The 14,230-nt window shown below is 68.0% G+C and carries 14 protein-coding genes and 1 tRNA gene; 10 read left to right on the top strand and 5 right to left on the bottom strand.

Annotation, left to right across the window (positions count from 1 at the left end; genetic code table 11):
- On the top strand, window positions 1-280 hold a 280-nt coding region (locus tag AC5E6L_RS08545; protein WP_491772623.1), incomplete at its 5' end, for a pyridoxal-phosphate dependent enzyme.
- Window positions 281-426: 146 nt separating this feature from the next.
- Here the strand turns inward: AC5E6L_RS08545 and hmuQ are convergent.
- The 3 genes from hmuQ to AC5E6L_RS08530 all read right to left on the bottom strand — a co-directional run bounded on the left by hmuQ (window position 427) and on the right by AC5E6L_RS08530 (window position 1,793).
- Window positions 427-741: a heme-degrading protein HmuQ gene (gene hmuQ, locus AC5E6L_RS08540; RefSeq protein ID WP_491228315.1), complete on the bottom strand. Its 315-nt coding sequence runs from the start codon at window positions 739-741 to the stop codon at window positions 427-429.
- Window positions 742-928: 187 nt separating this feature from the next.
- A tRNA-Val gene (locus AC5E6L_RS08535) sits at window positions 929-1,003 on the bottom strand.
- Between the two features lie 94 nt (window positions 1,004-1,097).
- On the bottom strand, window positions 1,098-1,793 hold the full coding sequence (locus tag AC5E6L_RS08530) for a phosphoglycolate phosphatase (RefSeq protein ID WP_491228314.1): 696 nt from the start codon (window positions 1,791-1,793) through the stop codon (window positions 1,098-1,100).
- 84 nt (window positions 1,794-1,877) lie between these two features.
- On the opposite strand from AC5E6L_RS08530, the gene rpiA reads away from it, so the two are divergent.
- The 9 genes from rpiA (at window position 1,878) to gltX (ending at window position 12,046) form a co-directional block, all read left to right on the top strand.
- A complete protein-coding gene (gene rpiA, locus AC5E6L_RS08525) occupies window positions 1,878-2,576 on the top strand; it encodes a ribose-5-phosphate isomerase RpiA (RefSeq protein ID WP_491228313.1) in 699 nt (232 codons plus the stop codon).
- A 65-nt stretch (window positions 2,577-2,641) separates the two neighbouring features.
- The gene (locus AC5E6L_RS08520; protein ID WP_491228312.1) at window positions 2,642-3,175 is read left to right on the top strand and encodes a DUF2059 domain-containing protein; all 534 of its coding nucleotides are present in this window, start codon (window positions 2,642-2,644) and stop codon (window positions 3,173-3,175) included.
- A gap of 21 nt (window positions 3,176-3,196) precedes the next feature.
- On the top strand, window positions 3,197-4,591 hold the full coding sequence (gene gor, locus AC5E6L_RS08515) for a glutathione-disulfide reductase (protein ID WP_491228311.1): 1,395 nt from the start codon (window positions 3,197-3,199) through the stop codon (window positions 4,589-4,591).
- 11 nt (window positions 4,592-4,602) lie between these two features.
- A complete protein-coding gene (locus AC5E6L_RS08510) occupies window positions 4,603-5,235 on the top strand; it encodes a gamma-glutamylcyclotransferase family protein (protein WP_491772620.1) in 633 nt (210 codons plus the stop codon).
- Window positions 5,236-5,340: 105 nt separating this feature from the next.
- Window positions 5,341-6,720 carry a class II 3-deoxy-7-phosphoheptulonate synthase gene (locus tag AC5E6L_RS08505; protein ID WP_491772618.1) on the top strand — a complete coding sequence of 460 codons (1,380 nt, stop codon included), beginning with the start codon at window positions 5,341-5,343 and terminating at the stop codon, window positions 6,718-6,720.
- A 150-nt stretch (window positions 6,721-6,870) separates the two neighbouring features.
- Complete coding sequence (locus AC5E6L_RS08500; protein ID WP_491772616.1) at window positions 6,871-7,257, top strand: GFA family protein; 387 nt, start codon at window positions 6,871-6,873, stop codon at window positions 7,255-7,257.
- A 132-nt stretch (window positions 7,258-7,389) separates the two neighbouring features.
- Window positions 7,390-9,066, top strand: coding sequence for an NAD+ synthase (locus AC5E6L_RS08495; protein ID WP_491228307.1), 1,677 nt, complete (start codon window positions 7,390-7,392; stop codon window positions 9,064-9,066).
- Between the two features lie 346 nt (window positions 9,067-9,412).
- A complete protein-coding gene (locus AC5E6L_RS08490) occupies window positions 9,413-10,657 on the top strand; it encodes an MFS transporter (protein ID WP_491228306.1) in 1,245 nt (414 codons plus the stop codon).
- A 9-nt stretch (window positions 10,658-10,666) separates the two neighbouring features.
- Window positions 10,667-12,046: a glutamate--tRNA ligase gene (gltX, locus tag AC5E6L_RS08485; protein ID WP_491772613.1), complete on the top strand. Its 1,380-nt coding sequence runs from the start codon at window positions 10,667-10,669 to the stop codon at window positions 12,044-12,046.
- Here the strand turns inward: gltX and AC5E6L_RS08480 are convergent.
- Window positions 11,964-13,061: a DUF2865 domain-containing protein gene (locus AC5E6L_RS08480; protein ID WP_491228953.1), complete on the bottom strand. Its 1,098-nt coding sequence runs from the start codon at window positions 13,059-13,061 to the stop codon at window positions 11,964-11,966. The two genes, gltX and AC5E6L_RS08480, sit on opposite strands and share 83 nt — an antisense overlap.
- A gap of 332 nt (window positions 13,062-13,393) precedes the next feature.
- Window positions 13,394-14,230: phosphate acyltransferase (locus AC5E6L_RS08475; protein WP_491772611.1), on the bottom strand; the 837-nt coding region annotated here is incomplete at its 5' end.

Below are 14,230 nucleotides of genomic sequence, written 5' to 3'. Positions count from 1 at the left end.
CCCTCAGACCGTCGCCGACGGTCTGAGGACGCCGCTCAAGGAGCTGACCTGGCACTTCGTCTCCCGTCGCGTCACCGACATCTTCACCGCCTCCGAGCGGGAGATCGTCGATGCGATGCGGCTGACATGGCAGCGCATGAAGATCGTCATCGAGCCGTCCAGCGCGGTGCCGCTGGCGGCGATCGTCAAGAACCGCGCCGTCTTCGCCGGCCGGCGCGTCGGCGTCGTCGTCACCGGCGGCAATGTCGATCTGGACACGCTGCCCTGGCTGGCCGGCTGACCCGGCCCTGGGGAAGACGATGATGCGCCCCAATCGCCGGGACGAGGAAAAGACCGAGCGGTTCGCGGTGGCCGAGGGCGAAAGCGAGGCCGCCCTGCGCTGAGCGCGCCCGATGCGCGTCAAGGCGCCCGCCGTGCCCTGTGCCCCTATTCGCTCAAAACGGCCGTAAAGCCCTCGAAGGCCGGATGGCCCGCATACATGTCGCGTTTGTCGCCGGCATTCTTGTGGGCGGCGCGGAAATGGTCCGAGCGCGTCCAGTCGGAAAAGTGCGCCTCGCTGCGCCATATGGTGTGCGACGCATAGAGCGTCGTCCGGGTCTGCTCGTCGAACGAACCCTTGAGCAGGTGAAAGCTGGTAAAGCCCGGCACGCCCTCCAGACGCGATTCGCGGTTGCGCCAGACCTCCTCGAACGCCTCCTCGTGGCCCTCGTTGATCTTGAACCGGTTCATGGCGACGAACATGGTCTGCTCCCTTTCGAATGACGGTCGGGGGAACTATAGCGGCCCGGCCCGGCCGCAAGAAGGGCCGAAGGCCGCCGTTCGGCCTCGCCTTGCCCGCTACGTGCGACATTCCGGTGTCGCCGGCTGTCGGCTCTTGCAGCATGGACGCCTGCCATGTCCTACAGAGCACTGAAAACGCTCAAGAAAATGGTGGGCGATGCTGGGATTGAACCAGCGACCCCTGCCGTGTGAAGGCAGTGCTCTCCCGCTGAGCTAATCGCCCGAAGGGCGCTCCGCCCCGCGCGGCGCACCGGCGCGCGGTATAGGCGGCGCGCGCGCTTGAAGTCAAGCGGGACGCCATGCTGGCGTGGGCCGGCTCAAAGGGTTCGGGCCGCCCCGCGCGCGGCGATCAGCGCGGTCGCCATGTCGACGCTCAAGGCGTCGAACGCACCGATGACATGGTCGGGACGGAGCGTTGCGACCGGCTCGGTCGCATAGCCGAAATCGACCGCGACGACGGGGACGCCCGCGGCCCTTGCCGTGTCGATGTCGGTCTTGCTGTCGCCGACCATGACCGCATTGTCGCGCGTTCCGCCCGCCCGCTCGATCGTTCCTGTCAGATGACCGGGGTCGGGCTTGCGCACGGCGAACGTGTCGGCGCCGCAAATGGCCGCGAACCGTTCGTCGAGGCCGAGCGCGCCGAGCAGCGTCCGCGAGAGGTGTTCGAGCTTGTTGGTGCACACGGCCATCCGCCATCCGGCCCCGGCAAAGCGCGCAAGGCAGCCGGTCGCGCCGGCGAACGGCCGCGAGCGGCCGGGCATGCCGTCTGCGTAATGCTGGAAAAACGCATCGGACAGCCGTTCGAGGGTCGCCGCGTCGAGATGCCGGTCCTGTGCCGCGTAGGCGCGTTCGAGCATGGCCCGTCCGCCGTGGCCGACATGGGCGCGCAACCGGTCGGGCGCGACCGGCGCGAGCCCTTCGCGCGTGATGACGTGGTTGAGGCTGTCGAGCAGGTCCGGCGCCGTGTCGATCAGCGTGCCGTCGAGATCGAAGACGAGTGTCGGGCGCGTCATGGGCGGCTCCAGGCGGGCTGTTGGCGTCGTCGCCGCGCCGTGTTAACGCACCGGCCGTGGTACGCAAGGGGAGTTGGGCGCAAGATGGGTTCCGACGACATGAAGGCCGCCGCCGCCCGCGCGGCGATGACCCACGTCCGCGACGGCATGCGGCTGGGGATCGGCACCGGATCGACCGCAGGCAAGTTCATAGAGCAACTGGGCCGTGCGGTGGGCGAGGGGCTCGATATCGTCGGGGTGCCGACCTCGGAGCGCACGGCGCGGCTGTGCCTGGACATGGGCATCCGGCTCGAATCGCTCGATGACATGCCGCAGCTCGACCTTGCGGTCGACGGGGCGGACGAAATCGATCCCGCGCTCAACCTGATCAAGGGCGGTGGCGGCGCCCTGCTGCGCGAGAAGATCGTCGCGCACGCGGCCGGTCGGATGATCGTCATCGCCGACGACGGCAAGTGCGTCGACGCGCTCGGAAGGTTCCCGCTGCCGGTCGAGGTCAATGCCTTCGGCGTCGAGGCGACGCGACGCTCCGTGCAAAGGGTCGCCCGGGAGCACGGGGCCACGGGCGATGTGGTCGCGCGCGTGGCCAGCAAGGGCGAGCCGCTGATCACCGATGGCGGGCATCTGATCCTGGACGCATCATTCGGCCACATTTCGGACCCACAGGCGCTGGCGCGCGACCTCAACGCCATCCCCGGCGTGGTCGAGCATGGCCTGTTCCTGTCCATGGCCTGTCTGGCGATCGTCGCGGGCCAGGCTGGCGTGCGCGAACTGGCTGTGCCATGAGCGGAAAATGAGCGAAAAACAGGCCGGTCGCCGATCCGGCCGGCGGTCCATAACGGGATGACCAGATGCTTTTGACACCAATCCGAAACGTGCTCGTGTCCGTTGCCCTTGCCGGTCTTGCCGCGGCGGCTCCGGCCCTCGCGCAGGATGTCGGCGAAAGCCACCTTGATGCGGCGCGCGAGGCCATCGCCGCGATCGACGCCACCGACCGTTACGATGCGATCCTGCCGCAGGTCGCCGAGAGCCTGAAGGCGCAGCTGATCGCCAACAATCCCGATCTCGAAGTCCAGATCCTGACCTTCGTCGACGAGGCGGCCCTGGCGCTCGCGGCCCGGCGCGCCGATCTGGAGCGCGAGGCGGCGATGGTCTATGCCCGGGCGATCGCCGAGGAGGATCTGCGCGCGATCGCCCAATTCTACCGCACCGATGCGGGCCGCTCGCTGCTGCGCAACGGGCCGATCGCCGCCCGCCAGGTGACGCAGGCCGCCGCCGTCTGGCAGCGGGGTATCGAGCGCGACCTGCTGGAGGCCGTGTCCACGCGCCTTGGCGATGCCGGCCTGCGCCAGCGGCCGGCGGACGCTGAAGCCACGAACCAGTAGACAACGGAGAGGCGCCTGGCCATGGCCGACTATGACTATGATCTGTTCGTGATCGGCGGCGGCTCGGGCGGCGTGCGCGCCGCGCGCCTCGCCGGTGCGATGGGCAAGCGCGCCGGCCTTGCGGAAGAGTATCGCATGGGCGGCACCTGCGTCATTCGCGGCTGCGTGCCCAAGAAGCTGTTCGTCTACGCCTCGCAATATTCCGAACATTTCGAGGATGCGCCCGGCTATGGCTGGCGGGCGCCGCCGGCGACGTTCGACTGGCCGACGCTGATCGCCAACAAGGACCGCGAGATCGAACGCCTCGAAGGGTTGTACCGCAAGGGCCTGACCGGCAACGGCGTGACGGTTCACGACACGCGGGCGCGGCTGGTCGATGCGCACACCGTCCTGCTTGAGGCGAGCGGCGAAAAGGTCACCGCCGACCAGATCCTGATCGCCACCGGAGGCCATCCCAACCTGCCGCGCGATATGCCCGGACACGAGCTTTGCATCACCTCGAACGGCGCCTTTCACCTTGAGGCGCTGCCGCGCGCGATCATCATCACCGGCGGGGGCTATATCGCCGTCGAGTTCGCCAACATCTTCCACGGCCTTGGTGTCGAGACGACGCTGATCTATCGCGGCGCCAAGATTCTCGGCGGTTTCGACGAGGATCTGCGCGACCATCTCCAGGACACGATGGTGGCCAAGGGCATTCGCGTGATCTGCCACCAGGTTCCGCACAAGGTCGCCCGGCGCGACGACGGCCGGCTCGACGCGCACCTGTCCGGCGGCGAGCACATGGTTGTCGACCAGGTGATGATGGCGATCGGCCGGCGGCCGAACACCGCCGGTCTGGGGCTCGATGCCGCAGGCGTTGCGACCGACCGGCGCGGCGCGGTCACCGTCGACGACCATTCGCGGACGAATGTCGCCAACATCTGGGCGGTGGGCGATGTCACCGACAGGGTCCAGCTCACGCCCGTGGCGATCCACGAGGCGATGTGCTTTCTTGAGACCGCCTTCAGGGACAATCCGACTAGGCCGGACCATCAGGACATCGCGACGGCCGTCTTCTCGCAGCCGGAGATCGGCACGGTCGGCCTGACCGAGGCGCAGGCCGCCGAACGGCATGGCGATCTGGAGGTCTATCGCGCCACGTTCCGGCCGATGCACAACATCCTGCCCGACCGCAAGGAGAAGATGATGATGAAGCTCATCGTCGATGCGGCGAGCCGGGTGGTGGTCGGCGTCCACGTGATCGGCCCGGGCGCGGGCGAGATGGCGCAGCTTCTCGCCATTCCGGTCAAGGCGCGCTGCACCAAGGACCATTTCGACGCGACGATGGCTGTCCACCCCACGGCGGCCGAGGAACTGGTCACGCTCTACGAGCCGACCTATCGGGTACGGCAGGGAGAGCGCATCGCGGCCTGACCTGCGCCACCATGCCCCACGATCTGACGACATTGACGGCGCGCGGAGCCATGGTGGCCTATTTCGGCTACGGGTCTCTGGTCAACGCCCATACCCATCGCACCCATGTCGTCCATTGCGAGCGGGCGCATCTGGGCGGCTTTGCCCGGCGCTGGCAGGGGCGGTCGGAACCGGCGCGTCATCCGGTCTCGCTCCTGAGTGCCCATCGGGCCGGAGCCGGCGCGGCCGAACTGAGCGGGCTCCTGATCTTCGACCGCGCCGGGAACCTGCCCGCCGTCGACCGGCGCGAGCACGGCTATGACCGGGTCCGGCTCGACCGGTCGCAATTGCGGCTCGACCGGGACGACGCCGATCTGCCCGACCTTGAATATTACGTCTATGTGGCGCGGCCCCCTGCCGGCGCCGCCCGCCACCACATCCTGCAAAGCTATCTCGATGCGGTTCTGCAAGGCTATCTGCACCAGTATGGCGAGCATGGCGCGCGCGGCTTCGTCGAGAACACCGGCGCGTTCGATACGCCCATCGTCCGCGATCGCGCATCCCCGCTCTATCCGCGCGCGGTGAAGCTGACGCCCGACGAAACGGACCTGATCGACGCGGTGACCGCCGATCTCAACCATGTCGACGGCTTCGTGCAAGGCTGACCGCTTCGTTTTGCGCCCAATTGCGGGGTGACAGCGCGGCCGGCGGTGCTTTATAGGTGCCCATCGCGCGGGCGCGCGTTCCGTTTCACCGCAGGCGTGACGATCATGGCAGACAAATGGACACCCGATAGCTGGCGCGGCAAGCCGATCTTGCAGGTGCCCGCCTATCCCGATGCCGAAAAGCTCAAGGCCGTCGAGGAGCGTCTGCGCTCCTACCCGCCGCTGGTCTTTGCCGGCGAGGCGCGGGCGCTCAAGACGGCGCTCGCCGACGTCGCCGACGGCAGGGGCTTCCTGCTTCAGGGCGGCGACTGCGCCGAGAGTTTCGCCGAGCATGGCGCGGACAATATTCGCGACTTCTTCCGCGTCTTCCTTCAAATGGCGATCGTCCTGACGTTTGGCGCCTCCAAGCCGGTCGTCAAGGTGGGCCGCGTCGCCGGCCAGTTCGCCAAGCCGCGTTCCTCCGATATCGAAAAGCGCGACGGCGTGGCGCTGCCGTCCTATCGCGGCGACATCATAAACGGGATCGAGTTCGACGAAGCCTCGCGCATCCCCGATCCCGAACGCCAGATCATGGCCTACCGGCAATCGGCCGCGACGCTGAACCTGCTGCGCGCGTTCGCGCAGGGCGGCTATGCGCGGCTCGACAATGTTCACCAATGGACGCTCGGCTTCATCGCCGACAGCCCCCAGGGCGAACGTTACGAGCAGCTTGCCGACCGCATATCGGAGGCGCTCGCCTTCATGGCGTCCATCGGGCTGACCGCCGACACCTATGCGCGGTTGCGCGAAACCGAGTTCTACACCAGCCACGAGGCGCTGCTGCTTGGCTATGAGGAGGCGATGACGCGCGTCGATTCCACCACCGGCGAGCACTACACCACCTCCGGGCACATGATCTGGATCGGCGACCGCACGCGCCAGGCCGATCACGCCCATGTCGAGTTCGCGCGCGGCATCAGGAACCCGATCGGCCTGAAATGCGGCCCCTCGCTTGAGCCGGACGATCTTCTGAACCTGATCGACGCGCTCAACCCGGCAAACGAGTCCGGGCGGCTGACGCTGATCGCGCGCTTCGGTCACGACAAGGTCGAACGGCACCTGCCGGCGCTGATCCGCGCCGTCGAACGCGAGGGCAGGAAGGTGGTCTGGTCGTGCGATCCCATGCACGGCAACACGATCACCGCCAACGGCTACAAGACGCGGCCGTTCGACCGGGTGCTGGGCGAGGTGAACGGCTTCTTCGACGTCCACCGGGCCGAGGGCACCCATCCGGGCGGCATCCATATCGAGATGACCGGCAAGGACGTGACCGAGTGCATGGGCGGCGCGCGCGCCGTGACCGAGGCGCAGCTTTCCGACCGCTATCACACCCATTGCGATCCGCGCCTGAACGCGGACCAGTCGCTCGAACTGGCCTTCCTGGTTGCCGAGCGGCTCAAGAACGGCCGCAAGGACACCGCGCCCAGGGTCGCGGCCAGCGCCTGAGCGAGGCAGGCCGGGCCGGCTTATCGGCCGGCGGCGCCGGGTCGATGCCGGGATGACTTTCGCATGGACGACGCATCGCCGTCGCCGCGCGGGCAGACATGCCTTCCCTTGTGCGTGAAGCTTGACCGGTCAAGCCATGGAGGGACCCAAATGGCCACCCCCCCACCCCCCCCCCCCGCGGTGCGGTTTGTCGTCGCCGGCGCCTTGCGCGATGTCGTCTACTGCCATTGCACGCAATGCCGCAAGCAGTCCGGCCACTTCGTCGCCGCCACGCGCTGCGACGATGTGGATCTGACCGTCACGGGCGGTGACGCGCTGACCTGGTATGCGGCGTCCGACCGGGCCCGGCGCGGCTTCTGCCGGCATTGCGGATCGCTGCTGTTCTGGAAACGGTCCGGCTCGGAACGGACGTCGATCATGGCCGGCAGCTTCGAAAAGCCCAGCGGCCTGGTCGCAGGCCGCCACATCTATGGCGCCGACAAGGGCGATTACTATGCGATCGGCGACGGCCTTGCCGTGTTCGAGGGCCGCGACTGACAAGGCGCGCGGGAGCGGCTGGGAAGGCGCCTGCCGTTTCGGCCGCCCATGTGTTTCCCTTCGGTCGCCTGCGGTTGCGCCGCCGTTCGGGCGCGTGTTGCGCGGCGCCGCCGGCCGGGGTAGGGCAGGCCCATGCGCAAGCCCCTCACCGACACGTTCCGCATCGCCATCGCCCAGGTGAACCCGACGGTGGGCGATGTCGCCGGCAATCTGGAGGCAGCGCGCAAGGCGCGCGCGGACGCTGCGCGTCGCGGCGCCGATCTGGTCGTCTTCACCGAACTGTTCATCGCCGGCTACCCGCCCGAGGATCTGGTGCTCAAGCCCGCCTTCCTTGAGGCGTGCGAGCGCGCGGTTCGGACGCTGGCCGCCGAAACGGCCGATGGCGGGCCTGGCGTGATCATCGGCCTGCCGCTTGCGCGCGACGGCAGGCGGCACAATGCGGCCATGGTCCTCGATGACGGCGCCGTGGCGTCCGAATGGTTCAAGGTCGACCTGCCCAACTATGGTGAGTTCGACGAGAAGCGCGTCTTCGAGCCCGGCCCGATGCGCGGGCCGGTCGATTATCGGGGCGTGCGGATCGGCATCCCCATCTGCGAGGACATCTGGGGCGACATGGGCGTCTGCGAGACGCTGGCCGAGAGCGGCGCGGAAATCCTGATCGTGCCCAACGGCTCGCCCTATCATCGCGGCAAGGTCGATGTGCGCCATCAGGTCGTCATCCGCCAGGTGATCGACGCCGATCTGCCGATCCTGTTCGCCAACCAGCTCGGCGGACAGGACGAGCTGATCTTCGACGGCGCCTCGTTCGGCGTCAACGCCGACCGCACGCTCGCCTTCCAGATGCCCCAGTTCGAGGCGCAGGTGGCCATTGTCACCTACCGGCGGAAAGCGGACGGCTGGACCTGCGCCGATGGGCCCGTGGCGACCGTTCCGGAGACGATCGAGGCCGACTATCGCGCCTGCATGCTGGGCTTGCGCGACTATGTGAACAAGAACGGGTTCGCCGATGTGGTGCTTGGCCTGTCGGGCGGGATCGATTCGGCGCTTTGCGCGGCGCTGGCCGTCGACGCGCTGGGCGCGGCGCGCGTGCGCTGCGTGATGATGCCCTACGACTACACCGCGCCCGACAGCATTTACGATGCCGAGGCTTGCGCCCGGGCGCTTGGCTGCCGCTACGACGTGGTGCCGATCCACGCGCCCGTCACGGGGTTCACCGATGCGCTGTCGGAGATGTTTGCCGGCACCGATGAGGGCGTGACCGAGGAGAATTTGCAGAGCCGGGCGCGCGGCACCATCCTGATGGCGATCTCCAACAGGTTCGGTTCGATGGTGGTGACGACGGGCAACAAGAGCGAGATGAGCGTCGGCTACGCCACGCTCTATGGCGACATGAACGGCGGGTTCAACCCGATCAAGGACGTCTACAAGATGCAGGTCTACGCCATGGCGCGCTGGCGAAACGGCCATGTGCCCCATGGCGCCCTGGGGCCGGCGGGCGAGGTGATCCCCCAGAGCATCATCGACAAGGCGCCCTCGGCCGAACTCAGGCCCGGCCAGACCGACCAGGATTCGCTGCCGCCCTATGAAGCGCTTGACGATATCGTGGAGTGCCTGGTCGAAAACGAAATGGCCGTCGACGCCATCGTCGCGCGCGGCCATGACCGCGATCTGGTCCACCGGATCGAGCATCTTCTGTACGTTGCCGAATACAAGCGGCGCCAGTCCGCGCCGGGCGTGAAGATCACGCGCAAGAATTTCGGCCGCGACCGCCGCTATCCGATCACGAACCGGTTCCGGGATCGGCCATAGTCGCCCCTGCCGGGGCTATGGCGCCAACGCCGACGCACTGAAGTCCGACACGGTTTATCCTATCCGGGGCGCGCTTTACCGGGCTTTCCCGAACCTTGCCGTTCATGGCCCACGCCTCCCGATCGGCAAGGGGCCGGGCGAGCGGAAAGCCGGGACGCCGGGCGCCTCGATCTATAGGCGCTGGCCAAGGGCGCCATGTGACGGGCGCGAGACGATTTCGCGACGCCCCAAGCACCGGGAAGACAGACGCGCGTCAAACCGCTGAAACGCCTGTTGCCTCTTTGCGGGCCAGGGGTTAGGTGCGGGACGTTCGCCAACCTCTTTCTTCGATCGGGCCTTCTTTCCCATGCCTCTTGTCCGCTTCGTGGCCAGGAACGCACGGTGGATCGTCGGCGGTTTTCTGCTGACCTTCTTTTCCTCGTTCGGGCAGACGTTCTTCATCGCCCTTTCGGCCGGCGACATTCGCGCCGAATACGGGCTGAGCCACGGCGCGTTCGGCGGGCTCTACATGGCCGCAACGCTGGCCAGCGCGCTGACGCTGCCCTGGCTGGGCCGCATCACCGACCTTTACGGCGCGGCGGCGGTGACGCTGATCATCGTGCCCGCGCTCGCGCTGGGCGCGGTCGGCATGGCCTTCTCCGCCCATCCGGCGACCCTTGTCCTCGTCATCTACATGTTGCGCCTGTTCGGACAGGGCATGATGACCCAGAATGCGCTGACGGCGACGGGCCGCTGGTTCGCCGCCAACCGGGGCAGGGCGGTCTCGCTGGTCACGCTCGGCCACAATGCGGGCGAGGCGGTTCTGCCGTTCGTCTTCGTCGCGTTTGCCGCCGCGCTGGGCTGGCGCGATGCGTGGCTCGCGGCCGCGGCCCTGCTCGTCCTTGTCGCGCTGCCCGTCATCGCCGGTCTGACCGCCAGGGAACGTTCGCCCCAGTCGGACGCGCCCGACCCCAGGGCGATCGCGCCGCGCCAATGGACACGGACCGAGGTGATGGCCGACCCGTTGTTCTGGATGCTCCTGACCGGCGTTCTCGCGCCGGCCTTCATCGGTACGACGGTCTTCTTCCATCAGGTCTATCTGGTCGAGCTGCGCGGCTGGTCCCTGCCCGTCTTCGCCTCGTCCTTCGCCGTGATGAGCGTGACCACCATCGTGTTCGTTCTGGTCTCGGGCGCCCTGATCGACCGGTTCTCGGCCACCGCGCTGCTGCCGGTGTTCCTTGCGCCCCTGGCGCTGGCCTGTTTCGCGCTCGGCCTGCTCGATGCGCAGTGGAGCGCGTTCGCGTTCATGGCGCTGCTCGGCGTCTCCTACGGCTTTTCCTCGACCCTGTTCGGCGCGCTGTGGCCCGAAATCTACGGCACGCGGCAACTGGGCGCCATCCGCGCCGTGGTCGTGGCGATGATGGTGTGCGCCACCGCCGTCGGGCCGGGCCTGACCGGCGCGCTGATCGATCTGGGCGTCGGCTATCCGGCGCAGATCGTCGCCATGGGCCTTTACTGCGCGGCGGCCACCGTGCTGATGGCGATCGTCTCGCGCCGTTTGTCGGCGCGGCGGCGGGCCCATGCGCTTGCCAACGGGCCGGCGGTTCCGTAAGCGGGCGCCATGTCCGTCACCGTCCGTTTCGCACCCTCGCCGACCGGCCATATCCATATCGGCAATGCGCGCACCGCGCTTTTCAACTGGCTGTTCGCCAGGCAGGCGGGCGGCATGTTCATCCTGCGCTTCGACGACACCGACACGGCCCGCTCGCAGCCGGAATTCGCCGTGCAGATCAAGCGCGACCTGCGCTGGCTCGGCATCCGCCCGGACCGGATCGAGCACCAGTCGCGCCGCATGGACGCCTATGACGCGGCGGCCGCGACGCTCAGGGACAAGGGCCTGCTCTATGCCTGCTACGAGATGCCCGAGGAGCTTGATCGCCGCCGCAGGATCCGCCTGTCGCGCAAGCTGCCGCCGGTCTATGGCCGTGAGGCGCTCAGGCTGACCGACGCCGAAAAAGCCGCCTTGGAGGCCCAGGGACACGCGCCGCACTGGCGCTTCCTCCTGCCCAACTTCAGGCACGATCCGTTTTCGCCCGAGCGCACGGACGTGCGGTGGGACGATGCGGTTCGAGGCGCCCAGAGCGTCGATCTGGCCTCCATGTCCGATCCGGTGCTGATTCGCGGTGACGGCACCTATCTCTATACGCTTCCTTCGGTCGTCGACGATATCGAGATGGGCGTCAGCCATGTCGTTCGCGGCGACGACCATGTCACCAACACCGGCGCGCAGATCGCCCTTTTCCGGGCGCTTGGCGCCGTGCCGCCGGCCTTCGGCCACCACAATCTTCTGACGACGGCCAGCGGCGAGGGGCTTTCCAAGCGCACCGGCGCGCTGTCCATCGCAAGCCTTGCCGAGGCCGGTTACGAGCCGATGGCGGTGGCGAGCCTTGCGGTCCTGACCGGCTCTTCGACCGCGATCGCGGCCAAAGCCGACATGGACGCCCTGTCGGAGACGTTCGACATCGCCGCGACGACCAAATCGGCGGCAAGGTTCGATCCGTCCGATCTGGACGGGCTGAACCGGACGCTCGTTCATGCGCTCGCGTTCGATGCCGTGCGCGCCCGGCTCGCCGATGCGGGCTTCGATGCGAACGATCCGCGCGCCGAACCGTTCTGGCGGGTGATCCGCGCCAATGTGAAGACGGTGCCGGAAGCGGCCGACTGGTGGTCGATCATGACCGAAGGTCCCGCCGGCGAGGCGACACTCGAAGGCGACGACCTTGCCTATGCGCGCGCCGCCTTCGACCTTCTGCCCCGGGGTGATGTCGAAGCGGGCACCTGGAAGGCGTGGACGGATGCGGCCAGGGCGCGCTCGGGCCGCAAGGGCAGGGCGCTCTTCATGCCGCTGCGCATCGCGCTTACGGGAAGGGCGTGGGGACCGGAGCTGTCAGATCTATTGCCTCTTCTGGGTCGGGCAGAAATTCTGCGCCGACGACCCTGATCGTATCGCCGCTGTCGACCACGTCATGGACCTCGCCGACGCTGATCGCGCGGGCGATGTCGGTCATGCGGCGCACGGTGAGGCCCTGCCGCCCGTTCATCACGGTTTCGGGATCGGCCGCGCCGTCGGGGCGCGCGAGCGGCTTGGGCGGCGGCGGGCCGCGCTCTTCGGGCAAGGCCGCATCGGCGCCATGGCCGGGCGGCGGCGTTACGCCTTCGATGCCGATCAGCGCCGTGTTCGCCCGACCGCATGCGCAGTCCGGCCTTCGCTCGTTCTGGCGGAAGTCGAAGGCCGTCGCCAGATCGGTGTATGGCGTGCCATCGAGCGCCGTCATGTTCCGTGGACCCTCATCGTCGTCGCTGCGATGGGTGAACAACAGAGTGGGCGCCGCCGGGCACAAAGCCGAGCAGACCGCTGCGTCGCGTTCGAAATTGCCGGCATGGGTGGCGAACGAGATCGGGAAGAAATAGCCGTCGCAGGTGCGCACGCACAGGGTCCGATAGCCGCCCGCAAGGCCCGGCTGTGGCGCCGGAGGCGGCATCGTCGCGCGCGGGCGCGCCGTGAGCCTGGTTCGTATGCCGGTATCGCGCCTGATCGAGGCGGTGCGGGTCCCCGCGCTGCGGCACGCATGCCGGACGGCCTGTTCCAGGCGGCGGATTTCATGCTGCAACGCACCGTCCCCGTCGCGGTCGCGCATCTTTTCAAGATGCGCCAGGTTCGATCGCATCGTTTGGATGGTCGAGGCCAGCGACCGGCAATGGCGTGCGCCCGACCCCGCGCAACGCTGGTCCTGGTAGGCGCGCCGGGCGCGCCGCAGTTCGTGCGCCTGCCGCAGCGCCGCATCGGCGTAGCTGCGGTGCCGGCTTCGGTTTCCGGCGCCGCGCATTGCGCTTGCCAACTGGGATTGCAGGCTTTGACAGGATTGCGCCTGGGCATGCGCGGGCGCAAGCACGACGACGCCGGCCGCGAGCGCGCACAGCCAGAGCCATGTCATGCAGCCACCGAGAAGTCTCATCGCCATCGATGCGGCACTAGAGCGGTTTGCGGCAAAAGCCTTGCGCGATCGTCGGATCGCGTTGCGGTGTTTTCCTCGCCGCGGCGAAAAACCCTGTCCATCAATCCGCTCCCATCCAAAGACCTGCTAGTGTCCCGACCGAATCTGAAGTGCGTACGGAGCATGCTGCGCAACGAAGCGAACTTCAAATCCGGGACACTAGGAGCACTCCCAACCCCGGACACCATCGCAGATGCGCCCGGCCATGGTCTTAAGGCGTGCCGGATCCGGGCTGAACCTGCGATGAACGTTAACCGGGCGTGAAGATGGGCCGCCCGCCGGTTCAAAGCCCTTCAGCCCGATTGCGCCGCCTGGGCCGCCTCCACCGCCGAGATCGCGGTCATGTTGACCACGCCGCGCGACGTGACCGAGGTGGTCAGCACATGGGCGGGGCGGGCGGTGCCGAGCAGGATCGGGCCGACATGCAGCGCGTCGGTCATCGACTTGACCGCGTTGAGCGTGATGTTGGCGGCGTCGAGATCGGGAAAGACCAGCAGGTTCGCCTCGCCCTGAAGAACCGAGTGCGGCAGCACACGCGCGCGCAGTTCCGGATCGAGCGCGCTGTCGGAGTGCATCTCGCCGTCGACGCACAGATCGGGCGCCGTCGCATGCAGGATCTCCACGGCCTTGCGCATCTTGGCCGCCGAGGCGCTGTCGCGGGACCCGAAATTGGAGTGCGACAGGAGCGCGGCCTTGGGCTCGACGCCGAAGCGCCGGATTTCCTCGGCCGCAAGCACGGTCATCTCGGCCAGTTCCTCGGCCTTGGGCTCGATCGACACATAGGTGTCGGTGAAGAAGGTCATGCCGTTGCCGGAGATCAGCAGCGAAAGGGCCGAAAGGTCCCTGGCCGTCTCGCGCACGCCGACGATGGCGCGCACGGTGCGCAGATGGCGCTCGTAACGTCCGTCCAGCCCGCAGATCATCGCGTCCGCCTCCTCGCGCATCAGCGCGATGGCGGAGATCACGGTGGCGTTGGTGCGCACCAGCGTGCGCGCATAGTCGGGCGTGAAGCCCTGCCGTCCGCCGATCTCGATGAGATGGTCGACATAGGCGCGGTAGCGCGGGTCGTTCTCGGGGTTGATCAGCTCGAAGTCCTCGCCGGGCCGGATGCGCAGGCCGTAGCGCTTCAG

Source organism: Roseitalea sp. (assembly GCF_984466335.1).
Note: the sequence above shows the minus strand (reverse complement) of the source record. Positions and strands in the feature narration are given on the sequence as shown.